General features: G+C 73.8%; 23 protein-coding genes. 11 read left to right on the top strand and 12 right to left on the bottom strand.

Annotated features, from left to right (window positions below):
• Nucleotides 1–508 precede the first annotated feature (508 nt).
• The 3 genes from lnt to CRYAR_RS27630 are packed head-to-tail and all read left to right on the top strand — an operon-like array spanning nucleotide 509 to nucleotide 3,544.
• Nucleotides 509–2,161, top strand: a complete 1,653-nt coding sequence (lnt, locus tag CRYAR_RS27640; protein WP_035866903.1) for an apolipoprotein N-acyltransferase — start codon at nucleotides 509–511, stop codon at nucleotides 2,159–2,161.
• 20 nt (nucleotides 2,162–2,181) lie between these two features.
• A complete protein-coding gene (locus CRYAR_RS27635; protein WP_035866895.1) occupies nucleotides 2,182–2,970 on the top strand; it encodes a glycosyltransferase in 789 nt (262 codons plus the stop codon).
• A gap of 52 nt (nucleotides 2,971–3,022) precedes the next feature.
• Nucleotides 3,023–3,544, top strand: coding sequence for an FxsA family protein (locus CRYAR_RS27630; RefSeq protein ID WP_035856303.1), 522 nt, complete (start codon nucleotides 3,023–3,025; stop codon nucleotides 3,542–3,544).
• Nucleotides 3,545–3,595: 51 nt separating this feature from the next.
• Here the strand turns inward: CRYAR_RS27630 and CRYAR_RS27625 are convergent, their stop codons facing one another.
• A complete protein-coding gene (locus tag CRYAR_RS27625; RefSeq protein ID WP_035856302.1) occupies nucleotides 3,596–3,940 on the bottom strand; it encodes an RNA polymerase-binding protein RbpA in 345 nt (114 codons plus the stop codon).
• 320 nt (nucleotides 3,941–4,260) lie between these two features.
• Between CRYAR_RS27625 and CRYAR_RS47585 the strand changes: the two genes are divergently transcribed.
• The gene (locus CRYAR_RS47585; protein ID WP_157018113.1) at nucleotides 4,261–4,494 is read left to right on the top strand and encodes a hypothetical protein; all 234 of its coding nucleotides are present in this window, start codon (nucleotides 4,261–4,263) and stop codon (nucleotides 4,492–4,494) included.
• A 205-nt stretch (nucleotides 4,495–4,699) separates the two neighbouring features.
• Nucleotides 4,700–6,139, top strand: a complete 1,440-nt coding sequence (locus CRYAR_RS27615; protein WP_035856300.1) for a dihydrolipoyl dehydrogenase family protein — start codon at nucleotides 4,700–4,702, stop codon at nucleotides 6,137–6,139.
• Nucleotides 6,140–6,195: 56 nt separating this feature from the next.
• Here the strand turns inward: CRYAR_RS27615 and CRYAR_RS27610 are convergent, their stop codons facing one another.
• Complete coding sequence (locus CRYAR_RS27610) at nucleotides 6,196–6,855, bottom strand: FMN-dependent NADH-azoreductase (protein ID WP_035856298.1); 660 nt, start codon at nucleotides 6,853–6,855, stop codon at nucleotides 6,196–6,198.
• Nucleotides 6,856–6,994: 139 nt separating this feature from the next.
• Between CRYAR_RS27610 and CRYAR_RS27605 the strand changes: the two genes are divergently transcribed.
• Nucleotides 6,995–7,498 carry a MarR family winged helix-turn-helix transcriptional regulator gene (locus CRYAR_RS27605; RefSeq protein ID WP_035856297.1) on the top strand — a complete coding sequence of 168 codons (504 nt, stop codon included), beginning with the start codon at nucleotides 6,995–6,997 and terminating at the stop codon, nucleotides 7,496–7,498.
• On the opposite strand, the gene CRYAR_RS27600 is transcribed toward CRYAR_RS27605, so the two are convergent.
• The 3 genes from CRYAR_RS27600 to CRYAR_RS27590 are packed head-to-tail and all read right to left on the bottom strand — an operon-like array spanning nucleotide 7,495 to nucleotide 10,253.
• Entirely contained in the window at nucleotides 7,495–8,094 is a 600-nt protein-coding gene (locus CRYAR_RS27600; RefSeq protein WP_035856295.1) for a thymidine kinase, read from the bottom strand. The genes CRYAR_RS27605 and CRYAR_RS27600 overlap by 4 nt on opposite strands.
• Nucleotides 8,095–8,126: 32 nt before the next feature.
• Nucleotides 8,127–9,470 carry an MFS transporter gene (locus tag CRYAR_RS27595; protein WP_211247667.1) on the bottom strand — a complete coding sequence of 448 codons (1,344 nt, stop codon included), beginning with the start codon at nucleotides 9,468–9,470 and terminating at the stop codon, nucleotides 8,127–8,129.
• A 15-nt stretch (nucleotides 9,471–9,485) separates the two neighbouring features.
• Nucleotides 9,486–10,253 carry a glycerophosphodiester phosphodiesterase family protein gene (locus tag CRYAR_RS27590; protein WP_035856293.1) on the bottom strand — a complete coding sequence of 256 codons (768 nt, stop codon included), beginning with the start codon at nucleotides 10,251–10,253 and terminating at the stop codon, nucleotides 9,486–9,488.
• A gap of 84 nt (nucleotides 10,254–10,337) precedes the next feature.
• Here CRYAR_RS27590 and CRYAR_RS27585 point away from each other — a divergent pair, with 84 nt between their 5' ends.
• Nucleotides 10,338–11,798 (top strand): Hsp70 family protein, encoded by a 1,461-nt coding sequence (locus CRYAR_RS27585; RefSeq protein WP_051571023.1) that lies wholly within the window; start codon nucleotides 10,338–10,340, stop codon nucleotides 11,796–11,798.
• Between the two features lie 50 nt (nucleotides 11,799–11,848).
• Here CRYAR_RS27585 and CRYAR_RS27580 read toward each other — a convergent pair whose 3' ends face one another.
• From CRYAR_RS27580 to CRYAR_RS27560, 5 genes are all read right to left on the bottom strand, one after another.
• Nucleotides 11,849–12,481: a hypothetical protein gene (locus CRYAR_RS27580; protein ID WP_157018109.1), complete on the bottom strand. Its 633-nt coding sequence runs from the start codon at nucleotides 12,479–12,481 to the stop codon at nucleotides 11,849–11,851.
• A 7-nt stretch (nucleotides 12,482–12,488) separates the two neighbouring features.
• Nucleotides 12,489–14,456 (bottom strand): dynamin family protein, encoded by a 1,968-nt coding sequence (locus CRYAR_RS27575; RefSeq protein WP_063725771.1) that lies wholly within the window; start codon nucleotides 14,454–14,456, stop codon nucleotides 12,489–12,491.
• On the bottom strand, nucleotides 14,453–15,313 hold the full coding sequence (gene grpE, locus CRYAR_RS47580) for a nucleotide exchange factor GrpE (protein ID WP_211247665.1): 861 nt from the start codon (nucleotides 15,311–15,313) through the stop codon (nucleotides 14,453–14,455). Before grpE ends, CRYAR_RS27575 begins: the two co-directional genes overlap by 4 nt.
• A 24-nt stretch (nucleotides 15,314–15,337) precedes the next feature.
• A complete protein-coding gene (locus CRYAR_RS27565) occupies nucleotides 15,338–16,840 on the bottom strand; it encodes a dynamin family protein (protein WP_035856291.1) in 1,503 nt (500 codons plus the stop codon).
• Nucleotides 16,841–16,927: 87 nt separating this feature from the next.
• The gene (locus CRYAR_RS27560; RefSeq protein WP_211247664.1) at nucleotides 16,928–17,419 is read right to left on the bottom strand and encodes a hypothetical protein; all 492 of its coding nucleotides are present in this window, start codon (nucleotides 17,417–17,419) and stop codon (nucleotides 16,928–16,930) included.
• Between the two features lie 203 nt (nucleotides 17,420–17,622).
• On the opposite strand from CRYAR_RS27560, the gene CRYAR_RS50350 reads away from it, so the two are divergent.
• Both CRYAR_RS50350 and CRYAR_RS27550 read left to right on the top strand, forming a co-directional pair.
• Nucleotides 17,623–20,223 (top strand): helix-turn-helix transcriptional regulator, encoded by a 2,601-nt coding sequence (locus CRYAR_RS50350; protein ID WP_211247663.1) that lies wholly within the window; start codon nucleotides 17,623–17,625, stop codon nucleotides 20,221–20,223.
• Nucleotides 20,220–20,765: a hypothetical protein gene (locus CRYAR_RS27550; RefSeq protein ID WP_051571022.1), complete on the top strand. Its 546-nt coding sequence runs from the start codon at nucleotides 20,220–20,222 to the stop codon at nucleotides 20,763–20,765. Before CRYAR_RS50350 ends, CRYAR_RS27550 begins: the two co-directional genes overlap by 4 nt.
• Here CRYAR_RS27550 and CRYAR_RS27545 read toward each other — a convergent pair whose 3' ends face one another.
• Nucleotides 20,766–21,860, bottom strand: coding sequence for a hypothetical protein (locus CRYAR_RS27545; RefSeq protein WP_035856290.1), 1,095 nt, complete (start codon nucleotides 21,858–21,860; stop codon nucleotides 20,766–20,768).
• Nucleotides 21,861–21,895: 35 nt separating this feature from the next.
• Between CRYAR_RS27545 and CRYAR_RS27540 the strand changes: the two genes are divergently transcribed.
• Together CRYAR_RS27540 and CRYAR_RS27535 are read left to right on the top strand one after the other, a co-directional pair.
• Entirely contained in the window at nucleotides 21,896–22,666 is a 771-nt protein-coding gene (locus CRYAR_RS27540; RefSeq protein WP_035856289.1) for a methyltransferase domain-containing protein, read from the top strand.
• Nucleotides 22,667–22,684: 18 nt separating this feature from the next.
• Nucleotides 22,685–23,545, top strand: coding sequence for an NAD(+)/NADH kinase (locus tag CRYAR_RS27535; RefSeq protein ID WP_035866833.1), 861 nt, complete (start codon nucleotides 22,685–22,687; stop codon nucleotides 23,543–23,545).
• 147 nt (nucleotides 23,546–23,692) lie between these two features.
• Here CRYAR_RS27535 and CRYAR_RS27530 read toward each other — a convergent pair whose 3' ends face one another.
• The gene (locus tag CRYAR_RS27530) at nucleotides 23,693–25,150 is read right to left on the bottom strand and encodes a glycosyltransferase family 2 protein (RefSeq protein WP_035856288.1); all 1,458 of its coding nucleotides are present in this window, start codon (nucleotides 25,148–25,150) and stop codon (nucleotides 23,693–23,695) included.
• Between the last annotated feature and the right edge of the window lie 29 nt (nucleotides 25,151–25,179).

Raw genomic sequence — 25,179 nt, 5'->3', positions numbered from 1 at the left:
CGCGGCTCTGGCCACGGCTGCCCCCGGCAGCGGCAATCCGGCCGGTGGAGCTTCGGCCGGTGAGGCTCCGGGGGAGGTAGCTCCGGCCGTCGACACTTCAGCCGACGAAACCTCGGTCTCTGCGGCTTCGCCCCCATCAGCCCCAGCCTCCACAGCGCCGGGTGCCAAAGCGCCAGCCGCTGATGCCCCGGCCGCCGTAGCGCCGGCCGCCGCAGCGCCGGCCGCTGACGCCACGGCCACGGTCCCGGCCGCCGCAGCGCCAGCCGCCGCAGCGCCAGCCGCCGTAGCGCCGGCCGCCGTAGCGCCAGCCGCTAATGCCCCGGCCGCCACGGCCACAATCCCGGCCGCCGTAGCGCCGGTCGCCGCAGCGCCAGCCGCTGATGCCCCGGCCGCCACAGCCACGGTCCCGGCCGCTTCGGCCACCGACTCTCCGGTTGATGAGGAGCCGGGCGCGGTCGTGGAGGCGGGCGGGCGCAGTGGGCGGTGGCGGCCCTGGAGCAAGGGGGCCGTGGATCCGGAGCGGCCGCCGCTGCGGGGCTGGGTCGCTGCGCTCCTGGCTGTCGCGTCCGGGGCGTTGCTCGTTCCGGCGTTCCCGCCGCACGACCTGTGGTGGCTCGCGCCGGTCGCGGTCGCGATGCTGGCTGTCGCGGTGCACCGTCAGCGGGCGCGGCGTGGGGCGTGGCTCGGGCTGCTGCACGGTCTCGTGTTCTTCGTCGTCCTGCTCGACTGGGTCGGGATCTACGTCGGCGACGCGTTCGTCTATCTGCTGGGGGCCGTGGAGGCGGCGTACGTCGCCGGGCTCGGGGCGGTGCTCGCCGGGAGTTCGCGGCTCGTGGATCGGTACCGCTGGAGTTGGCCGGTGGTCGTCGGGGCCGGGTGGGTCACCCAGGAGGCGGTGCGTGGGCGCTGGCCGTTCGGGGGCTTCCCGTGGGGGCGGCTCGCGTTCGCCGAGACCGACGGCCCGCTGCTGCACCTGGCCTCGATCGCCGGTGCGCCCCTCGTCACGTTCGCTACCGCCGCGCTGGGGGGATTGCTCGTCGCCGCTCTGTGGCGCCGCTGGCCGCTGACCGATCACCGGCTCGCACGTCACCTGCTCGCGGCCCCGCCGAACACCCCCACCGCCGGGATGTCGGCTTCTGGGCGGCGGGCCGGGATCCGGGCGGCGGCGTGGCTCGGGGCGGTCGGCGTCGTCCTGCTCGCGGCCTGGTTCGTGCCGACGCCGACCGCCGACGGGCAGAAGATCACCGTCGCCGTGATCCAGGGCAACGTTCCGCGCCTCGGGCTCGACTTCAACGCTCAGCGTCGCGCGGTGCTCGACAACCACGTCACGCGCACGTTGACGCTCGCGAAGGACGTCGCGGCCGGGCGGGCCGCCCAGCCCGACCTGGTCATCTGGCCGGAGAACGCCTCGGACATCGACCCGCTGGTCAACGAGGACGCCCGTGCGGAGATCGACGAGGCGGCCTCCGCGATCAAGGCGCCGATCCTCGTCGGCGCGGTGCTGCGCGGGCCGGGGGAGTACCTGACCAACGCCGGGCTGGTCTGGGTGCCCGGTGAGGGCCCGACCGACCGCTACGAGAAGCGTCACCCGGTGCCGTTCGGGGAGTACATCCCGATGCGGTCGCTCGCCCGGAAGATCACGACGAAGGTCGACCTGGTCCGTCGCGACTTCAAGGCCGGCACCGAGATCGGCACCGTCGGCATGCCGACGACGACCGCGGGCACGGTCCAGGTGGGCGACGTGATCTGCTTCGAGGTCGCCTACGACCACCTGGTGGCCGACACCGTGAACGCCGGTGCGCAGATCCTCGCGGTCCAGACCAACAACGCCACGTTCGGCCTGAGCGGCGAGAGCCCGCAGCAGGTCGCGATGGCGCGGCTGCGTGCGGTCGAGCACGGGAAGTGGGCGGTCGTCGCGTCGACCAGCGGGATCTCCGCCACAATCGGCCCGAACGGGCACATCTACGACCACGCGGGTCTCTTCTCGGCCGGAACGCTGATCCGGTCACTTGCGTTGTCAGAGGACCGTACGCTGGCCACCGCAGTGGGCCAGTGGCCGGAAGCGGCGTTCTGCACGCTCAGCGGAGCCGCATTGCTCGCGGCCGCTGCGCTGCGGCGACGTCGAGCGGCCGGCGTGGGACGAACGACGGAGGAAGGCTGACACCGATGACGGCCGAGAAGATGGAGCAGGACACCGGCCCGGCCTCGAACCGCGAGGAGTATCCCGGCCTGGGGAACGTGGTCGTCGTCATCCCGACCTACAACGAGGCCGAGAACATCCGGCCGATCGTCACCCGGCTCCGCCGCGCGGTGCCCGAGGTCGAGGTGCTGGTGGCCGACGACGGGTCCCCGGACGGCACCGGCGAGATCGTCGACGAGATGGCCGCCGCCGATCCGCGCGTGCACGTGCTGCACCGCACCAGCAAGGAGGGGCTCGGCGCGGCGTACCTCGCCGGGTTCGCCTGGGCGGCCGAGCACGGCGCCGACGTCATGGTGGAGATGGACGCCGACGGATCGCACGACCCGGACGAGCTGCCGCGGCTGCTCAACGCGCTGCGCGACGCCGACGTCGTGATCGGCTCACGCAAGGTGCCGGGCGGCAAGATCGTCAACTGGCCGATGTCGCGGGTGATGATCTCGCACGTCGGGAACCTGTACACGCGGCTGGCGCTGAGCATCCCGGTGAAGGACAGCACGGCCGGGTTCCGCGCCTACCGCGCCGAGGTGATCGCACCGGAGAACCTGGCCGGGGTCGCGTCCCAGGGGTACTGCTTCCAGATCGACATGGTGTACCGGGCCTGGCGCGCCGGCTACCGGGTCGTCGAGGTGCCGGTGACGTTCGCCGAGCGGGAGCGCGGGCACAGCAAGATGAGCTCGGACATCGTCCGGGAAGCGCTGTGGCGGGTCGGTCTGTGGGGCGTGCAGGCGCGCCTCGACACGGCCCGGAAGGCGATCGACAAGCTGCGCTGAGAGGCTGCTGAGAGTTTCGGCCGGTGCGGCGGGCCGGCCGTACGCTGGAAACATGCGAGCCCTTCTCGCCGCGTTCGTCGTACTGATCGTGGCCGCCACCGTGGAGATCACCCTGCTCGTCCGCGTCGGCCAGGAGGTCGGGCTCGGATGGACGTTCCTGCTGCTCGTCGGCAGCGCGCTACTCGGCAGCTGGCTGCTGCGCCGGGAGGGCGCCCGGGCGTTCCGGGCGCTGCGTGAAGCCGCCGCGGCCGGGCGCACCCCGGCGAAGGAGACCGCCGAAGGGGCGGTCGTGCTGGCGGGCGGCCTGCTCATGATCCTGCCCGGCCTGATCAGCGACGTCGTCGGCCTGCTGCTGCTGGTGCCGCCGATCCGGGCGCTCGCCGGGCGGTTGGTCCTGCGCTCGGCCGTGCGCCGGATGCCGCCGGACGTCAGCAGCGCGCTGCTCGGCCCGATGCAGGTGCGGTCGCGCCGGGTGAAGGCGGACGCCGCCGCTCCCGGGCAGGGCGAGCCGGTGCCGCCGCGGGAGTTCGCGCCCGGCCGTGGCACCGTGATCGACGGCGAGCTCGATCGCTGACACACGAGAACCCGCCGCCCCGATGGGACGGCGGGTTCTCGTGATCATTGGTCAGGCGGAGCGGCTCCGCCGACCTCGAAGGACTTCCAGGCGCTCGGCCAGGACCTCCTCGAGCTCGGCGACCGTGCGACGCTCCAGGAGCATGTCCCAGTGCGTACGCGGCGGCTTGGCCTTCTTGGCCTCGGGCTCGTCACCGTCGATGATTCGCGCCACGGTACCGTCGGCCCGGCATTCCCACGTGATCGGGATTTCCGCGTCGGCGGCGAAAGGGACCGTGAACCGGTGACCACGCGGGCACAGGTACTCTCCCTGCTGGCGGGGCGCCAGCTCCGTGTTGCGGTCGGTCTCGTAGCTTACGGCTCCGAGCCGACTACCGCGCAGCGTGCGCTCACCCATCTGCATCAACCCCCTGGCGTCTGCGGTCAGCCACCGGTACCAACGACGATGACGGACAGAAGATTCCGCCGTCGCTGACTTATGTGCCCAGCAGCACACCACCGCATGCGCGTATGCGGCAACTCGTTACAAGGAGGACACGCGTGGAGCACACCGGCGAGGTTGGATTCCCCACCGCCGATCGGTCCCGGCAGATCGTCCTCGCGGTCGCGCTTCTCCGCTTGGCCGTCGGCGCCGTGTCCACCGTCCAGCCTACTGCGCTTCCCCGGGGACTGGGTATCGATAGCGCCACGGCGGCACGAGCGACGTTTATCACCCAAATGTTCGCAAGTCGGGAGATTGCCATCGCACTCGGCACGAGTTACGCGGTCGTGCGCGGGCGGAGTCCGCAGCCGTGGCTCCTCGCGTCGGCGCTGTCCGACGGGGCCGACGCGGTGACGCTGATCACCGCGGCCCGCCAGGGCCGGGTCGCGAAGCTCGGGGCCTACGCGGCCGCGGCCGGTGCGGTCGCCGCCGTCGGCGCCTCCCTCTGGGCCGCCACCCGTCGCCCCTGACCCACCCACCGGCGCGCCGCCGGCCCACGAGACCCCGCCGACGAGTACAGACCCCGCCGACGAGTACAGACCCCGCCGACGAGCACAGACCCCGCCGCGGCGCGCCAGGGGCGGGCGTCACGTGCAGTGACCGCCGCCGGGATCCGCTACCGTGCGCTCGGCCGTACAACCCCGGCCGGCGACTACGGAGAGACAGGCGGCGAGCATGGCGGTGTCGGGCGGGGACGAGTACGACGTGATCGTCGTCGGTGCCGGACCGGTCGGGGAGAACGTGGCCGACCAGGTCGTCCGCGGCGGTCTGAGTGCCGTCGTCGTCGAGCGGGAACTCGTCGGCGGTGAATGCTCGTACTGGGCCTGCATCCCGAGTAAGGCGCTGTTGCGTCCGGCCGCCGCCCTCGCCGACGCCCGGCGCGTCGACGGCGCGGCCACCGCGGTCCGCGGCGGTCCGAACCCCGAGCAGGTGCTCGCCCGCCGCACCGGTTTCACCTCCAACTGGTCCGACGACTCGCAGGTCGGCTGGCTCGATTCGGCCGGCATCGCGCTGGTCCGCGGCACCGCACGGCTGGTGGGGGAGCGGCAGGTCGAGATCCGCACCCGCGACGGCGGTAGCCGCCGGGTCACCGCCCGCCAGGCCGTCGTGATCGCCACCGGCAGCAAGCCGGCGGTGCCAGACCTGCCCGGCCTGGCCGAGGCCGACCCGTGGACGAGCCGGGACGCGACGTCGGCGACCGCGGTCCCCGACGAGCTCGCGGTGCTCGGCGGTGGCGTCGTCGGTTGCGAGATGGCCACCGCGTTCGCCTCGCTGGGCAGCCGGGTGACGGTGATCGCCCGGGGCGGGAGCCTCCTGCCCCGGTTCGAGCCGTTCGTGGGTGAGCTGGTGCTCACCGGCCTGCGCTCCGCGGGTGTCGACGTGCGGCTCGGCGCGACGGTCTCCGCGGTCGAGCGCGACGAGGTCGGCGTCCGGATCGAACTGGCGGACGCCGACGCGACCCGCGCGGTCCGCGCGGACGAGATCCTGGTCGCGACCGGCCGGGTGCCCGCCGTCGACGGGCTCGGCCTCGAGGTGGCCGGCTTTTCCGGCCTCCAGGTCGACGACAGCTGCCGCGTCGTCGGCGTCGACTGGCTCTACGCGGCGGGCGACGTCAACGGGCGGGCGCTGCTGACGCACATGGGCAAGTACCAGGCCAGGGCGTGCGGCGCGGCGATCGTCGCGCGGGCCGGTGGCGACGCCGCCGAGCCCACGCCGTGGAGCCCGTACGCCGCCACCGCGGACCACGCGGCGGTGCCACAGGCCGTGTTCACCGACCCCGAGGTCGGGGCGGTGGGGCTCACCGAGGCCGAGGCGCGCGACGCCGGGCGGCCGGTGCGGGCGGTCGAGTACGACCTGGCGCAGGTGGCCGGGGCGTCGCTCTTCGCCGACGGATATCTCGGCCGGGCGAAGCTCGTGATCGACGTCGAGCGCGAGGTGATCGTCGGCGCCACGTTCGTCGGGGCCACCGCGGCCGAACTCGTGCACGCGGCCACGATCGCGATCGTCGGCGAGGTTCCCCTGGCCCGCCTCTGGCACGCCGTGCCCAGCTTCCCCACCATCTCCGAGGTCTGGCTCCGTCTTCTGGAGGCGGCGGCGCAACCGCCGAAGTCCTGAGCCGACGGCGGCGCGGCCGGACGAGCGCGAGATCGCCTCTCCGGCCGCGCCGATTCTCAGCGGGCCGCGCTCAGGACCCGCTTGGCCAGGTTCTGGCCCTGCTCCTCGGCGGTGGTGTGGGCCGCCTGGAGGAGCTGCGCGGCCAGCGGGCGCAGTTCGGCCATGGCCGGGTTGGCCTCGGCCAGCGTCAGCTCGGTCTCGACGATCGAGAGGTCCAGGCCCCACATGTCGGCGAACACGCGGCGCAGGTAGGGCGTGTTGTGGTCCCAGCCTTCGCGCGGTGTTCCCGGGCCGTAGCCACCGCCGCGCACGGTCACCAGCACCGCGGGGCGTCCGGCGATCGCCGAGGGCCCGCCAGGGGCGAACGCCGGGGTGGTGATCAGCGTGTCGATCCACAGCTTCACGTGGTGCGGGATCGCGTAGTTGTAGAGCGGGATCGCGAGCAGGAACGCGTCGGCGGCGACGAGTTCGTCGGCGAGCGTCGCCGCGGTCGCGAGGGCCTCGTTCTGGCCGGCGGTGCGGTTCTCGGCCGGGGTCATGCCGGCGCCGAGGGCGGTCGCCCAGGTGGTCGACGGCAGCGGGTCGAGGCCCAGGTCGCGGTGGATCACGCGGGCGTCGGGGTGCTCGGCGCGCCAGGCGGACTGCACGGTGTCGGCGACCGCCCGGCTGACCGAACCCTCGGCACGGATGCTGGCGTCAAGGCGGAACAGGGTCACGAGAACTCCTCGAACAAGGACAGATGTGTTGTCTCACCACTGAGCTGTTGCGGAGATAGTATGTACAGCAGACGATCTGAATGACAACCCGTCTGTGATCCAGTCGATGAGACTTCCCCGGAGCCGTACGATGTGTCCCATGGCCGCGGTCCCCGCCCCCGAAAGCCCGACCATCCCCATCGGAGACGACCTGGGATGGGCCCTCGGGGTGCTGTTCCGCGCCTACGCGAAAGCCAGCGCCGCGGCCCTGGAGGGCGTCCCCGGCGGCCCCCGCGGCTACCAGGTGCTCGCCACGTCGGTGCGCGACACCCCCGGCACGCAGCTCGCGCTGGCCCACCAGCTCGGCGTCGACCGCACGGTGATGACGTACCTGCTCGACGACCTGGAGAAGGCCGGCCTGGTCACGCGGCAGCCCGACCCCGCGGACCGGCGGGCGCGGCGCATCGTCGCCACCGATCAGGGCCGGGAACTGCTCCGCGAGCTCGACGGGCGGCTCTGCGACGTCGAGGCGCACCTGCTCGAGGCGCTCCCCGAGGCCGAGCAGGGCACGTTCCGCGCCCTGCTGCAGCGGCTGGCCGGGCACGCCAACTCGGCCGACCCGCTGCACAACACGTGCCAGGCGGTCGCCGAGCTGGCTCCTTAGAGCGGCACCGCCAGCTGGCCCGCGGACGCCACGGCCGGGCCGAGGTCGCCGTCCCGGTAGTGGCGGCGGCAGAGCACCTGGTAGCGCACCTCGGCCTCGTCGGTGTCGGCGACCAGGATCTGGTCACCGGTGCGGATCACGGTGCCGTCCACCACCCGCGCGTTCTGCTGACCGGGGCGCCCGCACCAGCACGGCACCTCGACCTGCAGCCGGATCAGCTCGTCGGCGAGCTCGAACAACCTTCGGCTGCCCGGGAACAGCTCGCTGCGGAAGTCCGTGGCCAGCCCGAACGCGTAGACGTCGATGCCGGCCCGGTCGGCCAGGTCGGCGGCCTGCTCGACCTGCTCGGGCTCGTAGAACTGGGCCTCGTCGCAGATCAGGTAGTCCACGCGCCGGCCCGCCCGCCACTCGGCCCGCACCACTTCGTGCAGATCGGTCGTCGCGTCGACCTCGGTCGCGTTCGCGGTGAGCCCCACCCGGCTGGAGATCCGGGCCGACCCGGCCCGGTCGAGCTTGGTGAGCAGCAACCCGTGACGTCCCTGCCGGGCGTGGTTGTGGTTGATCTGTAACGCGAGCGTCGACTTCCCGCAGTCCATCGGCCCGTAGAAGAAGCGGAGAGTTCCAGACACTAGAGCAGCTTAGGCGGGGTGTTCCCGGCCTCGACGATGGCCCGGCGGATCGGCACGGCCGCCAGCACCAGGAACCCGACCACGAAGAACACGATCAGCGACAGGATCGACACCCGGTAGCTGTCGGTGAGCTGGTAGGCCAGGCCGAACAGCAGCGGCCCCATCCAGCTCGTGCCCTTGTCGCTGATCTGGTACAGCCCGTAGTACTCCGCTTCCTTGCCGGCCGGGATCAGCTGGCTGAACAGCGACCGCGACAGCGCCTGGCTACCGCCGAGCACGAGCCCGATCGCCGCCCCCAGCGCCACGAACGGCAGCGGGGCGCGGGCCGGCACGAAGTACGCGGCCGCCAGCACGAACGTCCACAGCACGAGGCTGAGCAGGATGGCCTTCCAGGCGCCGATCCGCTTCGCCAGCGCGCCCAGCAGCAGCGCGCCGCCGAACGCGAGGAACTGGATCATCAGGATCGTCGGCACCAGCGCGGTCTGCTCGAGCTCCAGCTCCTCGGTGGCGTACGTGGCCGAGAGCGTGATCACGGTCTGGATGCCGTCGTTGTAGATCAAGTAGGCGACGAGGAAGAGCAGCGTCAGCTTCAGGCTGCCGAGCTCGCGCAGCGTCCGCGCCAGCTGGCCGAAGCCGGCGAAGACCGAGCGGCTCCGGGACGTCTCCACCGGCGGACGGTCGCGCAGCGGGCGGATCGCGAAGATCGCGAACACCGCCCACCACACCCCGGCCGAGACGATGCTCCAGCGCGCGATCTCACCGGTCGACCAGCCCAGGCCGTCGCCGACGAGCACCGCGATGACGTTGAACAGCAGCAGCAGCCCGCCGCCGAGGTAACCGATCGCCCAGCCGCGGCTGCTCACCGCGTCCCGTTCGTCCGGGTCGGAGATCTGCGGCAGGTAGGAGTAGTAGACCGTCTCGGCCGCGCCGAACAGCACGTTGGAGACCACCAGGAGCGCACCGCCGAGCAGGTAGCGGTCGCCGGTGACGAACACCATCGCGATCGTCGCCGTCGCCCCGAGCGCCGTGATCCAGGCGAGCAGCCGCTTCTTGTGCCAGGACCGGTCGGCGTAGGCACCGACGAGCGGCAGCACCAGCACCTGCGCGATCACCGACAGCGACAGCACGTAGGCGAAGAACGAGCCGGGCGCGACCGGGATGCCGAGCGGGTGCAGGTCGACGCAGGTCGAACCCTCGTCGGAGCAGCCGGCCGCGCGCTCGGCCAGCGACGTCAGGTACGGACCGAGGAAGACCGTGATGACGGTGGTGTTGTACGCCGAGATCGCCCAGTCGTAGAAGTACCAGCCGCGGCGTTCCTGCGTGGTGGACCGAGATTCCGTCACGGGCGTCCTGATCGTTCAGGCGGCCCAGTGGCCGCGGGCGGTGAGGACGTCACGCAGGACGTCGATCCGGTCGGTCATGATGCCATCCACCCCGAGGTCGAGCAGCCACAGCATGGTGGCCTCGTCGTCGACGGTCCAGACGTGCACCTGCAGGCCGAGACGGTGGGCGGCGGCGACGAACCGGGCGTCGACGACGCGGACGCCGCGGTGGCGGATCGGTACCTGCGCCGCGCAGACGCCGGGCGCGAACCGCGGACGCCCGCCGGTCAGCGACGCCACCCGCAGCCGGGCCACGTCCCGGGGGCCGAGCGACGTCGCGACCGACGGGCATCGCCCCCGGAACCGTGCCAATCGTCGATCGGAGAACGAGCCGATGCACACCCGGTCGTGGGCCCGGTGGCGGGCGAGCGCCTCGGCCAGCGGAGCCACCGCGGCGTCGGCCTTGACGTCGATGTTGATCCGGAGCGACGGCCAGGTCTCGAGGAGCTCGTCGAAGAGCGGGACCCGCTCGGTACCGCCGATCCGGGCGGCGCGCACCTCGCTCAGCGGGAGCGCGCCGATCCGGCCGGTGCGATCGGTGACCCGGTCGAGGGTCCGGTCGTGGAACGCCACCAGCGCGCCGTCGGCGGTCGCGTGGACGTCGGTCTCGACGTAGCGGTAGCCGGCCTCGACCGCGTGGGCGAACGCCGTCATCGTGTTCTCGAGCCCCCGGGCCGCGCCACCACGGTGAGCGAACGCGAGGGGACGGGGAGCGTCGAGAAACGGGAGTGGCACGCGTGTCAGTATCGCCGTGCGTCGGGGAACCGACGATGCCCATCCGGCCTGTCGTACGGCACCGATAGGGTAATCGGCGAAAGGGGGAGCCTCATGCGCGTGCTGGGCATCGACTTCGGCACGTCGAACACTGTGGCGATGCTCCGCACGCCTGACGGTCGGGTTCGACCGTTGTTGTTCGACGGTTCACCATTGCTGCCGTCCGCGGTGTACCTCGGTACCGACGGCCGGATGGTGGTGGGCCGGGACGCCGAGCGGAACGCGCGGGTCGACCCCGGGCGCTTCGAGCCGAACCCGAAACGGCGGGTCGACGACGGGACGATCTTCCTGGGCGACCGGGAGATGCCGGTTCCCGACGTGTTCGCGACCGTGCTCGGCACCGTGGCCACCGAGGCCCGGCGCCAGCTGGGCTCGCTGCCCGACGAGGTGCGGATGACGCACCCGGCGCGGTGGGCGGAGCGGCGGCGCAACGTGCTGATCGAGGGGGCCGTCCGCGCCGGGTTACCGCGTCCGAAGCTGATCGCCGAGCCGGTCGCCGCGGCCTCCTACTTCACCGCCGAGCTGCAGACGTCGGTGCCGATCGGCCGGTCGCTGGCGATCTACGACCTGGGCGGCGGCACGTTCGACGCCACCGTGGTGCGGCGCACCGCGGCCGGCTTCGAGGTGCTGGCCGAGGGCGGCCTGCCCGACGTCGGCGGCGTCGACTTCGACCACGCGGTGATCGAGCACCTCGGGCAGGTGTACTCCCGCACCAACGGTGACTTCTGGCAGCGCCTGCAGAACCCGCTGGACGCCACCGACCGCCGCAACCGGCGGATGCTCTGGGAGGACGTGCGCGGCGCCAAGGAGATGCTCTCGCGCACCACCAGCGCCGACATCCACCTGCCGGCGATGGAGATCGACGCGCACCTGACGCGCGACGAGCTCGAGCACCTGATCCGCCCCTACCTCGAGCGGACCGTGAACTGCCTCACGACCACGATCACCGAGGCGCACCTGAACCCGCGTGATCTCGTCGGCATCTTCCTGGTCGGCGGGTCCAGCCGCATCCCGCTGGCCGCGCACCTGATCCACAGCCAGCTCCAGGTGGCCCCCACGGCGCTCGAGCAGCCCGAGACGGTCGTGGCCGAGGGCAGCCTCCGGGTCGGGTCGCTGCCCGGCGAGGGCGCCGCCCCCACCGGCCGCCCGGTGTCGGCCCCGGTGCCGCCGCGCTCGGGGCCGCCGCTGCGCACCACCGGCCCGCAGGTGTCCGGTGCGGGTGCCGGGCGTCCGGTCAGCGCGCCCGCCCGCCCGGTGAGCGCGCCGCCGCCGCACGTGCAGGCCCGTCCGCTGTCGGGGCCACCGGCCAGCCCGGCCGGGCCGATGCGCACGCCGATGCCGCCGCGGGTCAACAACCCGATGCCGCCCCGTCCGGCCGCGGGCATGCCGCCGAAGCCGGCGACGGTGAAGAAGAGCTGGTACCAGGAGCCGGCGGTCGTGGTGACGCTGATCGTCGCCCTGGTGCTGCTGCTCGGGTTCTTCATCATCCTGTGCCTGGCGATCGGCAGTAACTGACCGCTGCGCACGAAAAAGCCGCCGAGCATCGCTCGGCGGCTTTTTCTGGTTCAGGCCGGCGGTCCCCAGAGGCGGGCCAGGTTGCGCACCGCGGGGTCGTCGCTGCCGACGAGGTCCCGGTACGCGTCGCCGGTCGGGTCGCCCACCGGCGGGGGTTCACCGAGCGCGGCCCGCAGGTCCTCCGCGCCACCCTCCGGCGTCGCCGGTACCGGGTCGCCGGCGCCGGGAACGCCGTCGGAGTCGCCCAGCAGGCCGGTGTCGACCCACGGCGGCCCGCCCGCCGGCTCCGGTACCTCGACGTCGGCCAGGTCGGGCAGGTCGAGCCAATCCCGGTCGCCGGAGTCGGCCACCGGGGCGTCGGGGTCGGCGCCGAGGCCGACCGGGGAGTCGTCGCCGACCCCGGGAACGTCCGGGTGGTCCGACGGATCGGGGTCGTCCGGCGTGTCCGCCGGGAGATCCGGCTCGGCCGCGGCGGCGAAGTCCTCGTCGGTGAGGTCGAGGGTCTCGGCCGGGCCGGGCGCCCACGGTGCGTCGTCGGCCTGGTCGTCGGGGTCGTCGAGATCGGCGGTCTCGTGCTCCCAGGCGGTGTCGCCTACGCCCGGCAGCGCCCCGTCGTCCGGGAGGTCCTCCGGCTCGTCGGCCTCGAAGTCGTCCGGGAAGTCGTCGCCCACGTGACCGTCCATCGTGCCCTCACGCCTTCCCGGCCGCGGCCTGCGCCGCCTGGCCGGCGGCCCCGCCGCCCGCCGGAGCCGCGGCCGGCTTCGGCGCCGCCGCCTTCGGCGCACCGGTCGGCACCGTGATCTTCGTCGCCGCCTTCGCCTTGCCGAGCACCTCGTCCAGCGACTTGATCCGCGTCCGGATCGCGTCCCGGTCGGTCTGCAGCGCGGTGCGCTTCTTCGCCCGGTTGGCCTTGTCGTCGGCCAGCGCCTTGTCGATCTCGGCGATCTGCGCGTCGAGCTGCTCGACCCGCCGTTCCACCGCCTCGTCGAGCGCGACGGTCAGCGCGAACTGCAGGTCGGTGAAGCGGTGCGAGATCTCCTCGGCGATCGACGCCCTGGCCTCGTTCAGCACCTCACGCAGCCAGATCTTCGCGGCCTGCCGGTCGTTGCCGACCCGGCGGCGGTAGAGCATGAACGCACCCGCGGCCAGGCCGACGCCGAGGCCGATCACCGGCACCGCGAACCCGGCCGCGGTACCGGCCAGCAGCGCACCGGCACCGGTCGCGCTCAGGTTGCCCAGGAGCGACGCGGTACCCACCGCACCGGTGATCACCAGCGCGTTGTCGCCACCGGCGCCGTCGCGCTGGGGCCGCGCCGACGCGACCGAGCGCAGCCGGGCGTTCAGCCGGGCCAGGATCTGCGACAGCTCGGCGTCGGAGAAGACCTCGCGCAGGATCTGCGCGCCGATCACCCGGAAACGGCGCTCCATCTCGGCCGAGAGCCGCAGCGCGATCGCCTGCAGGGCCTGGTCGATGTCGGTCGGCAGGCGCTTGATCCGCTCCCCGTTGGCCTTCTCGACGATCGTCAGGTAGTGGTCCTGGGCCTTGCTGATCTCGTTGCGCAGCAGTGCGGTCGAGTCGACCCTGGCCCGCTGCACCTCGGTGTTGAGGGTCAGCGTCCAGGTGCGGGCGTCCTTGCGTTTGCGCTGGACGAACTCCGCCCGCTCGGCCTTGAGCTTCTCGGCCTGACCCGGGTCCGGGTCGACCGCGCGCATCTTCTCGCCGATCTGGGTGTCCAGGCCGACGAGCTCCGAGCGCACCGTGCGCAGCAGGTTGGCCTGCACCAGCACCCCGTTGCGCACCGCGACCTGGCGGGCCAGCGCGGTGCGCAGGTCGGCGATGCGTGACTCCTTGCGCACCTCCTCGGCGGCCTCCGGGATCGGCATCTGGTCGGCGAGCTCGGCCAGCCGGGCCGACACCGGGAAGAACGCCGACTGCGCGAACCGGGGCGCGTGGGTGTGCAGCAGCGCCTTGTCGTCGTCGAGCACCGTGCGCCAGCCGGGGAACGCGTCGGTCTTGGTCAGCGCGAACATCACCAGGTTGACCCGCTTGCTGGCCTCCAGCAGGAAGTCCAGCTCGGGCTTGGAGAACGGCGACGACGCGTCGACGACGAACAGCAGCGCGGTGGCCCGGGCGACCGCGTCCAGCGCGATCTCGGCGTGGGTCGAGTCGAGCCCGCCGACGCCGGGGGTGTCGATGAGCGTGATGCTCTGCAGCAGCGGCGCGGTGTGGAACACCTGGATGCGCTGCGGCGGGCGCCGGCCGTCGGGCAGCGTGCCCAGCACCGTGCCCCAGTCACGCAGCGCGTTGAGCCCGAGCGGGTGCGGCATCGTGTCGCCCGGCACGTGGGCCAGCGCCCGCGGCGGGTCACCGGCCGAGAACTCCAGGTACGCGCTGGTCGCCACCGCGGCGTCGACGGGGGACAGGTTCGGCGTCGCCAGCAGCGCGTTGATCAGCGAGCTCTTGCCCCGCTTGGTCTCGCCCACGACGACCACGGTCGGCTGGGTGGCCTCGGCGCGGCGGATCTGGTCGATGTCGGCGGCCAGGTCGGGGTCGAGGCGGCGCAGGTGCCCGAGGCCGGTGTCGATCGCACCGCGGATCTGCTCCTCGACCGCGCGCAGCGCGGCCGCGGGGTCGGGCTTGGCGGCGGGGGTGGTCATCGGGCCTCCGACTGGTAGACCGTGACGACCGGCGCGCGGACGATCTGCCCCCGGTCGGTGTACCCGGAGATCTCGACCGCCGCGATCGTGCCGGAGAGCGCCGGGTCGGTGGTCGGGGTGGTGCCGCCGGCCTCGTGCCTGGCGGTGTCGAACGCTTCGCCGGCCGGCCGGTCCTCGACGACGCCGACCTCGTTCAGCGCCCAGGCCAGGCGGTCGGCGATGGCTTTGCTGGTCGCCCGGTCACGAACGTAGATCGCGGTCTCGACGAGCGTCTTGCGGTCCCGGGTGAGCCGGCCGGTCTCCGGAGGGGCGTCGGTGAGCACGGCGTGCGAGCCGGTGGAGTGGCCGGAGCTGACCGGCTGCGGCACCGGCGGGCTGTAGCCCCCGTACGCCCCGCTGGAGACCGGCTGCGCGGCGGCGGCCGCGGGGGTGTCCGTGCGCGGCACGAACAGCGCGATCCCGGCGACGATCCCCCCGGCCAGCAACGCCCCGAGGAAGCCGAAGAGCGCGGTCAGCGGGTCGATGGCCTGGTTGCCGCAGCCGTCGTCGTTGAGCGTCAGCGCTTCGTTGACGCCGGGCAGCCCACCGTCCTCCGGAGGGGTGCCGCCGGGCACGTCGACGTTGGGTTTGCCGCCGTCGTCGGACGGCGAGGCGTCACCGACGGGTCCGCCGCCCGCCGTCGTCGGACCGGTCGACGGACCGTTCGCCGGGGCCGACGAGACGGTGGACGCCGGGGTCTGACCCTCGCCGCAGTCGCTACCGTCGCCGCCCGCGGCCATACCGGTGACCAGTCCGGTGAGCACGGCCAGGACTAGGGTCAGCCCGGCCACGATGAGCCGAACGAAGCTGGTCGGCATGGTGGGGTACTCCGTTCGGGGAGGTCAGGACGCGTTCGCGCGGACGCGCTGGGACAGCAGGTAGAAGCCGCGGTGCGCCACGTGGGCGATCCGCGCCTGAGCGGGGCTCGCACTCGCCACCGCGAACGTCCGCCAGCGGGTGGCGGCCTCGAGCGCGGCCTGCGCGAGTTGGGGGACCGGCGCACCGGCCAGGTTCAGGATCCAGCCGGGGTCGTCGGAGAGCGCGAGCCGGGTGAGCTCGGACTCCATCCCGGCCGGGAGCTCGACGGCGCCGGTGGTGACCTGCTGCGCCACCTCGAGCAGCCGCAGCTGGTGGTACTCGGGCTGCTGGAGGAGGCGCTCCACCGCGTCCCGGAGCAGCTCGCGGTCGGCCGGACGCTCGGCGCGCGCGGCGATCTGCTCCAGCGTCGTCAGCGCCCAGCCGGCCTTGATCGCGTCGGTGCGCCAGCGGAACGCCTGGTCGAGCGTCTGGCGCACGCGCGGGAACCCGGACGCGCGGTAGAGCCGGCGGATCAGCTCGCCGGTCGCGAGCGTCGAGTCGGCGGCCAGCGACGCGACCGCGAACTGGATGCCGTAGAGGTCGAGCAGGCGCAGCAGGCGTTCGCGCTGCTCGGCCGGCACCTCGCACTCGCGGGTCGTGAACAGGTCGACCGAGGCCATCAGCACCGCGCGGTCCACCGCGGGCAGCGCGGCCAGCGCGCGCAGGCTCTCGCAGTCCGCCGCGGTCAGCCGCCCGGCCTCGGTGGTCTCGGCGAGCAGGCCGACGACCGGCACCACGTCCGCGACCTGGCGGCGCAGCGCCTGGGCCTGCGTCTCGGCCAGCGGGCCGGCGACCGGCCACGGGTCACCCCCGCCGCCCAGTTTGTCCACTTTGTTGAACAGGCCGAGCGAGTTGATCGGGTTCGACGACAGCCGCGCGGAGATCGAGCGGAACGCCTCCAGCGCCTCCAGGTCGTCCTCACGGACCGACTGGGTGAACACGTAGATGATCGCCTCGGCCCCGGAGAGCGCGCTCTGCGAGTCCGAGTCGAGGTCGTCGTCGACCGGGTTGTCGTTGAACAGGAACCGCCGCGTGCCCGCGCTGACCTGGGAGTTGGTCGAGCTCAGGCCGGGGGTGTCGACGACCGTCAGGTCACGCAGCCGGTCGCTGGCCAGCGTGACGTCGACGTAGGACACCTCCTGGCGGGGGATGCCGAGCCGCTGCGGGATCATCCCCGACTCGTCCAGCGGCAGGCTGACGCGCAGCCCGTCGCGGCGGACCACGTCGACCCGGTCGGCCGGCCCGTACCGGAACTGCGTCACCAGCCGGGTGCACTCGCCGACCTCGGTGGGCGCCACCCGGCGGCCGATCAGCGCGTTGACGAGCGTCGACTTACCGGCCTTGAGTCGTCCGGCGATCGCGACCCGCAGGGGCTCGCCGAGCCGTCGGGACAGGTCCGCGACCGCTACGCCGGTGCCGCCTCCGAGCCGGGGACCGACCTCCCCGCAGAGTCCGGCCACGCGCTGGCTCAGCGGACCTGGCGCCACTGTCTGCTCCCTGAAGTGTTCGGTGCTTTTCCTTGATCATGCCGCTGCCGGGCCCGCGGTGACCCACGGGCCCGGCAGCCGGGTTGATCAGGCGCTGGCCAGGTCCGGGGCACCGGTCTGGGTGCCGGCCGGGGCCTGGGTCTGCGTGTCGAACTCGCCGTCACCGTCGGTGTCGGAGTACGCGACGTCGGCGGTGCCGTCGCCGTTGGTGTCCTGGTACGCGACGTCAGCGGTGCCGTCGCCGTCGGTGTCGGCCACCGCGGTGTCGATGACGCCGTCACCGTCCGTGTCGGCCGCCGCGTAGTCCGCGACACCGTCGTGGTTGGTGTCGACCGCCACCGCGTCGATCACACCGTCACCGTCGGTGTCGACGCCCACCGCGTCCGCGGCGTTGTCGCCGTCGGTGTCGACCAGAACGGTGTCGTACGCACCGTCGCCGTCGGTGTCGAGAACCTCGTACTGCGAACCGTCGCTGTTGGTCACCAGGTAGCCGTCCTCCTGGCCGTCCTGGTTGTAGTCGACCGCCTGCGCGTCGTCCGGTGCGCCGGCGTCGAAGTTGGCGTCGGTTCCGTCGCTCATGGGAAACATCCTCCTGTCGAAGGGACCCGTTCAGGGTGGCCCGCAAAGGCAGACCTGCCGGGACCTGTGTCGGGGGTTTGACTGTGCGGGATTCGCAGCACTGACCCTAGGCATATCCTTCGGCCGCACCATCCCTACTTCGTGCCACACCAGCCAGGGTTCGGACAGGGGGATCAGATCGGTTCAGTGCGGGAGGAAATGCGGTGTTCGACGCCGACGGGGGAACGCCGGCGATCCAGGACGGCCCCGATGCCCCGCTGAGACGGCCCGGGCTCGTGGTTCTGGCCGGTGGACCGGGGATCGGCCGGACGACCGCGCTGCGCTCGCTGGCCGCGCGGTTCCGCGGCCCGGTGTTCACCGGTGGTGGTCTGGCCACTCTGCGTCACCTCCCGGGCATGGCGCTGTCCCGCGCGGTGCGCGCCCGCCTGCCCGAGCGTGACGTTCCGCTCGCCGCCGAGGCGGTGCGGGCCCGCGTCGGCGAAGGTCTCCTGGTGGTCGACGACGTGCATCACGCCGACCCTTTGTCACTGGCTGTGCTCCCGCTCCTGGCCGACGTCAGCCGCGTGCTGATCGCGATCCGGACGCCCGGCGGGTTACCGCCGGAGACCGAAGCCGCGCTGCGGGCGGCGGCCGTCCGGTGGACCGTGCTGCCCGGCCTGGATCCGGCCGCGGCGCGGGAGCTGGCCCGGCAGGTGGCGCCGACGCTCGACGAGCGGCTGCTGGCGGCGGTGCTCGCGCGGGCCGGCGGGAATCCGCTCGCGATCCGGGTGCTGGCGGCGCGGGCCGTGGCCGGCGGGTTGGCGTCGGTCTCGGCCGGGGAGGCGGAGCCGGGGATCAGCGACGAGGACAGCGCGACCGGGGCGCTCGACCGGGCGGTCGCGGCCGCGGTCGCGGATCTGCCGCGGCCGGCCCGGACCGCGCTGGCCGCGCTGGGCCTGCTCGGCCGCCCCGCGTCGCCGGCGTTGCTCGGGCCCGGTGTACCCGAGCTGACCGAGGCCGGCTGGGTCACAGTGGACGGCGACCTGGTGGTGCCCCGGCCCCGGTACCTCGCCGAGGTGGCCGCGGCCGTGCTGCCGGTGACCGAGCGGACCGGGCTGCACCGCCGGTTGGCCGACCTGCTCCCCGGTCTGGAGTCCGCGCGGCACCGCGCGGCCGGCGGCGACGCGGTGTCCGCCTACCGCACGGCGCTGGGGGCGGTGCGTGCCGCGGCCACGGTGGGCGACCGCGCGGCGGCGCTGTTGCTGGCGGTGGAGTCGGCGGTCGCGGCCGGTGGGGTGCCCACCGACTCCGACGGCGGGCGCCCGCGCTCGCTGGTCTCCCTGCGCCTGGAGGCGGCCGAGGCCGCGCTGGCCGCCGGCGACACCACCGCCTGCCGCCGCGTCCTTCCCGATCCGTCGGCCGAGCCGCTGCCGGTCGGCGACCGGGTGCGCACGGCGGTGCTGCGTGCCGAAGCGTCGTTGCAGGCCGGGACGGCCGGGGAGGCCCTCGCGGCGGTGAGCGCGGTGCCGGCGGCCGGTGCGCCGGACGTGCTGCGGGCCGAGCACACGCGGGTGACGCTGCTGGCCGCGCTGTCGGCCGACGCCACCGGGGCCGCGGCGCGCGCGGTGGCCGTGCCGGGGGAGCTCGCCGGGTTCCCGGCGGTCCGGGTGGGGCTCGCCGCGCTGGCGGCCCGCGACCGGCGGGACGGCTGGATCGAGGGCCTCACCGCGGCGGCGAGCGCGGCCCTGGCCGACGGCCGGCCGGTCGACGCCTGGTGGAGCGGCTGGCTGCTCACCGAGCACCTGCTGGCCGACGGCCGGATCACCGAGGCCGGCAGCGTCGCCGGTCAGTACCGCGCCGCGTGCGCGGGCCAGCTCGCCTACAGCTGGGAGACCCGGTTCGCGGCCACCGAGCTCTGGTGCGGCGCGCTGCTCGGGGCCGACCTCGACACGGTGGTGCGGGGCGCCGTCGACCTGCTCGACCGCACCCTGCCCGCGCAGGCCCGCAGCTACGCGCTGGCCGCGGCGTCGCTCGCGCTGGCCGACACCGGCGCGCTGGCCCCGGCACGCACCCGCCTGGACCGCGACCCGGCCGGCCGCGCCGCCGGAACCGGCCGCGGCCCCGGGCCCGAGGTCGTGCGCTGGGTCGACCGCGAGGTGTCCTGGCTCGACGGTCAGCCCGACCGGGCGCTCGAGCCGGACGACGCACCGGCCAGCGGCTCGCTCGCCGGTGGCCTGGGCGCGGTCACGACCCGGTGGGCCCGCCATGACCTCCGCTCCGCCGCCGAGGAACGGGGAGACGCCGACCTGACCGGCGGAGGGCACCGGCTGCTGCCGGTGCGTGCGACGCTGTCGGCCTGGGCGGGCGTGGAGGACGGCACGGTGGTCGAGCACACGCCGCCGGCCACCGCCTTCGAGGCCGCGGCGGCCCTGTGGCAGGGCAGCGCGCTGCGGGAACAGATCCGCTGCCTGCTCGCGGCCGGCCTCTCCACGCCGGACGCCGACCGCGCGCTCCCCCCACTGCTGGCCGCGGAGAAGTACGCCGAGCACGCCGGGCTGACCGTGCTGCTCGGCCGGGTGCACCGCGCGCTGCGCCGCTACTCGGTGCGCCGCGCGACGATCGACCGCACCCGTACCCGCACGCTCACCGCCCGTGAGCGCGAGGTGCTGGCCCTGGTCGCGGCGGGCGAACCCACCCGCCGGATCGCCGGGCAGCTGGGCATCTCCCGGGAGACCGTCGAGACGCACGTCCGCGCGGGCATGCGCAAGCTCGGCGCTCGCACGCGCACCGAGGCCGCGACCCTCGTGCTGGCCGGTGCCGAGTGAGCGGGCGGCCGCTCTACGTGCTGCGGTCGGCCACCGACCTGGCCGCCGTGGTGCGGCGTCTGGCCGCGGACGGCTGGTCGGTGCGCACCGGGCTCGGCGTCCCGGACGAGCCCTGGGACCTCACCGCGTCACGCACGGTCGTGACCGGCCCGGTCGCCGACGACGACGCGGTGGCCGGCGCGGTGCTGGCCGCGGCCCGCGGCGCGGGGGTGGTGGCGGTGGCCGACGCCGAGAGCCCGACCGGCCAGGCGCTGCTGGCCGACCTCACGCGCATCGGCCCGGTGCGCCGGGCACCGCAGACCGGGGACGGCGACGGGGCCGCGACGACGGCCGAGCCGGCCGCCGCGGACGACGGGCTGCCGCTCACCGCCGAGCAGCGGGCCCTGCTCGACCGGCTCGCGGCCGGGGACTCGATCGCCGCCGCCGCGTCCGCCGAGTTCCTGTCCCTGCGCACCGCCAACCGCCGGATCGCCGCCGCCCGCGAGGCGCTGAACGTGCGCACCACCCGGCAGGCGGTCATCGAGTACGTCAAGCGCCGCTGATCACGTGCAGGTGTGCCGGACGAACACCGAGACCGCTTCGGACAGCGCCGCGCTGAGCGTCGTCGTGACCTCGATCGAGCGGGTGGCGCCCGACAGCGTCAGCGTCGTGCGTAACCGCAGGTCGGTGTAGCCGAGCGCCTTGGCCTGCACGCAGTCGGTGATCGTCCAGCGCACGGTCGTCGCCGGGGTCACGCCGTCGGTGAAGCGCATCGGCAGGTTCGCGGCGACGGTGGCGGCCAGGCCGGAACCGGCGTTGCGGACGGCGCTCACCTCCCAGGCCGGGCTCCGGTTCGACCGGAACCGCACCGGGATCGAGAGGCCGTTGCGGTCCAGGCGCGCCGGCCCGGCCTCCTCCGCGGCGGCCCACAGCGCGAAGTTGGCGTCCAGGCAGGTCTGGCGGGCCGAGCTGAGCAGCAGCGAGGTGTCGTCGGAGAGGTCGATGCGCACCGTGCGCTCACCCCGGTCGCGGGCGCTGACGACCGCGTCGATGGCGGTGGGCGGGCGGGTGAGCCCGCCGCCGGCGCAGGCGCCGGAGACGTCCATCGAGACCCAGGCCTCCTTGCCGGCCGGGAGCGTGACGTTCTCGCTGACCGAGCGCAGGGCGGAGCGGAGCGGGGTGTCGGCGAGCGCGGCCGAGCGCAGCGTCAACGTGGTCGCGCCGCGATTGGCGACGACGAGTCGCAGCAGCCAGGAGTCGCGGCCCTGTCCGCCCGGGGTGTCGATCGGGACGACCCGGGCGGAGAGCGCGATCGTGTCCCGTTCGGCCTGCTCGGCCAGCCGGTCGTCGTACCCGTGCACGAGCAGCCCGCCCAGCACCGCCCCCACGAGCACCGCGACCACCGGCCGGCGCCGAAGGGAGAACCGCCGCACCGCGCCGGGCGCGTCGTCCGCCGCCGGGGACAGCACCGGCAGCCGGAGACGGGGTAACCGCACCGGGAGGCGCCGGACCCGCACCGGATCCCGCTCCGCACCACCCCCGGACTCGAGCAGGTCCGGTTCCGGCGGAGGAGGCCCCGCGTCCCACGGTCGCGGCAGCGCGAGATCATCGTCCCCGGGGCCGTCGCCCCGGGGCGCTTCGTCGGGCCGCCACCCCATACCGGCAGCGTAGAACCGTCGGGAGGACCTCTCCAATGGCATTCGTCCAGTGGGATCCAGCGATCTACCTGCGGCGCGCGCCCGAACGCGCGCGCCCTTTCTTCGAACTCGTCGCCCGGATCGGTGCCGAGCCCGGCGACGTCCGCTCGGTCGTCGACCTCGGCTGCGGGCCGGGCACGCTCACCGCGTCGCTCGCCGACCGCTACCCGGCGGCGAGGATCACCGGCCTGGACTCCTCCGCGGCCATGATCGCCGGCGCTCCGGCGGGTGACCGGCTGACGTTCGGCGTGACCGACGCCACCACCTGGCGCCCGAGCGTGACCGACGACGTCGTGATCAGCAACGCGATGCTCCAGTGGATCCCGCGCCACCCCGACCTGCTGACGAGGTGGGCCACCGACCTGCGCCCCGGAGCCTGGCTCGCCGTCCAGGTTCCCGGCAACTACCACGCGCCCTCCCACGCCACCGTCCGCGAGCTCAAGGCCGAGCGGAACCTCACCACCGACGAACCCGGCCCCGTCCTCGACCCGGCCGGCTACGCCGAGCGTCTGCCGGGCTGCGTCGTCGACGCCTGGGAGACCACCTACCTGCACCACCTCCCCGCCGACGGCGACGCCCACCCGGTGCGCACCTGGCTGGAGGGCACCACGCTCCGCCCGGTCGTCGCGGCGCTACCGGCCGACGAGTACGCCGGTCTCGCCGCCGCCCTCGACGAGCGGCTGCACGCCGACTACCCGGTCACCGGCGGGCACGTCCGGTACCCGTTCCGCCGGGTTTTCGTCGTCGCGGCCAAGGCGCGGCCGTAGGCTGTGCGCGTGGGCGTTCTGCGCAAGGTCGGCCTGGTCCTGCACCCGGCCCGTGAATCCCAGCAGGCGATCGAAACGATCGTCGACTGGGCCAAGAGCAAGAGCGTCGAGGTGCTCGGTCTCAAGGACGAGGTCAAGCGGATCGACTGCGCCGCGGTGCCGGTGGACACCGACGAGCTGGCGGCCGCCAGCGACCTCGTCATCAGCCTCGGCGGCGACGGCACGATGCTGCGCGCGATGCGGATGATGCACGGTCACCACGGCGCGATCCTGCCGGTCAACCTGGGCCGGCTCGGGTTCCTGGCCGAGGTCGACGTGCCCGACCTGGCGACCGCGCTCGGGCAGATCGACGCGGGGGAGTACCGCGTCGAGCCGCGGTCGGCGGTGACCGCGTCGGTGCCCGAGTGGTCCGAGCACCTGCTCGCGTTCAACGACATCGCGCTGGTCCGCACGCCGGGCCACGGCCTCGCGTCGGTCGAGCTGAGCGTCGGGGGCCAGCCGTTCCTGCGCTACGCCGCCGACGCGCTCGTGGTGGCCACCGCGACCGGGTCCACCGCGTACAGCTTCTCCGCGGGTGGCCCGATCATCTCCCCGACGGTGAAGGGCCTGGTCGTGACGCCGTCGGCGCCGCACTCCGCGTTCAACCGGTCGGTGGTGCTCGACTGCGCGGAGAGCCTGGCGCTCACCGTCGAGGAGGGCAGCGGGTCCCTCGCGGTCGAGGTCGACGGGATCGTCGCCGGCACCGCCGAACCCGGTACGCGGCTCGACCTGCGTACCGATCCCGACGCCGCCCGCGTCGTCCGCCTCGGCGAAGCCACGTTCTACCAGCGCGTCCGCCGCAAGCTCGGCCTGGTCGACGGCGCCTCCTACGCCGGCTGAACGGCGAAAGCCCCCGCACCGGAACGGTGCGGGGGCTTTCGATACTTCCGACTCCGGCCGAGCGGAGGGGACGGCCCGGCCGGGGTCGGCCTGTCTCCCGCTCCGGCCCGGCGGAGGGGACGGCCGGGCCGGAGCGGGAAGTTCATCTCAGGGGCGGTAGCCGCGCGAGGGGCGGACCAGGCGGATCATCATCATCAGGGTCTGGAGCACGGTCACCACCGCGAGGAGCGACCACCCGACGGTCAGCACCCGCTCCTGCAGCCACAGCGGGGCGTGCAGCCAGCCGAAGACCGTCAGACCGGCGAGCACCGCCACGATCGCGACCGCGGTGATGATGCGGCCCGGGCCGTTGGAGGCACCGCGCTCGGCGCGGGCCTGGTCCTCCCAGCCGTCCCGCTTGATGCCGGCCAGCACGTTCGACCAGGACGCGGTGGTGCAGGCGAGCCGGAACCAGAGGTACGCCTCGACCGGGAGCAGCAGCATCGCGGTGACCACGTCACCCATCGTGCGGTTGGGCATCGTCCACGCGACCCGGGCGTTGAGCAGCGACGCGACCACGGTCGGGGTGAGCCACCACCAGGACCAGACGAACTGGTGCACCATCAGCGAGAACGTCAGCAGGAAGAGGAACAGCAGCCGGGTGACGCCGTTGGAGAGCAGCGAGAGCTGCTGACGCCAGAGGGTCGCGGTCCACTTGGACAGCTGCGGCTTGGCGAGCAGGCGCGCCATGCCCTCGTCCCACTTGCGGCGCTGCGCCCAGAGCGAGCGGAACGTGAGCATCGCGCCGGCGTGCGCCCGGGCGTTCGGGGAGACCAGCGTCTCGTACCGCATGCCGCGCAGGTCGCCGGTGAGCTGCATGTCCTCGACCTGCGCGGACGCGTCCCACGGGCCCGGGGTGTTGTTGCGCTCGGTGACTCGCCGTAAGGCGTCGGCGTTGAACAGCGACGCCTGGCCGCCGAGGACGTAGGTGGTGCGGTTCTTCTGCAGCGCGTCCATCGTCCAGCCGGCGAACTCCATGCGCTGCAGGCGGATCAGCAGGCGGGCCATCGGCGTCGTGCCCAGGCGCTGGTCGAAGGTGTACCGCGCCATGACGCCGCCGGCGCGGGGCGTGTTGGCGAGCTCCTCCTCCAGGTGCTGGAGGCAGTCGGGCGCCAGCTGCGTGTCGGCGTCGATGCCGGCGATGAAGTCGTAGCCGGCCTGCCAGCGGCGCCAGGCCTGGTTGAGCGCGCCGACCTTGCGGTCGTGGTTGTCGACGGTCCGCATGACCGTCACCCCGCGGTAGCGGCGGGCGATCTTCTCGGTGTCGTCGGTGCAGTTGTCGGCGATGACGACGATCCGGTCGGGCACCCGGGACTGGGTGAGCAGCGCGTCGAGCGTCTTGGCGATCGTCGCTTCCTCGTTGTGCGCCGGGATGAGCACCAGCATCCGGGCGGTCCGGGCGCGCGGGGGGCGGTAGCGGACCTCGTGGACGAAGCGGTCCACCGAGCGCTTGGCGTCGCCGAGGCGGGCGGCCATCCGGATGGCGAACGGCTCGTCGCTCAGGTCGGCGGCGGCGGAGCCGTACGGCACCGGCCTGGGTGCGATCACGATCTCTTTGCTGGTCACGGAGTTCCCCTCTCCACGTTCGTCGCGCT

Origin of the sequence: Cryptosporangium arvum DSM 44712 (genome assembly GCF_000585375.1) — a bacterium.
Classification (GTDB): Bacteria; Actinomycetota; Actinomycetes; order Mycobacteriales; family Cryptosporangiaceae; genus Cryptosporangium; species Cryptosporangium arvum.
The sequence above is the reverse complement of the archived record's forward strand: the minus strand, read 5'-3'. Positions and strand labels throughout refer to the sequence as shown.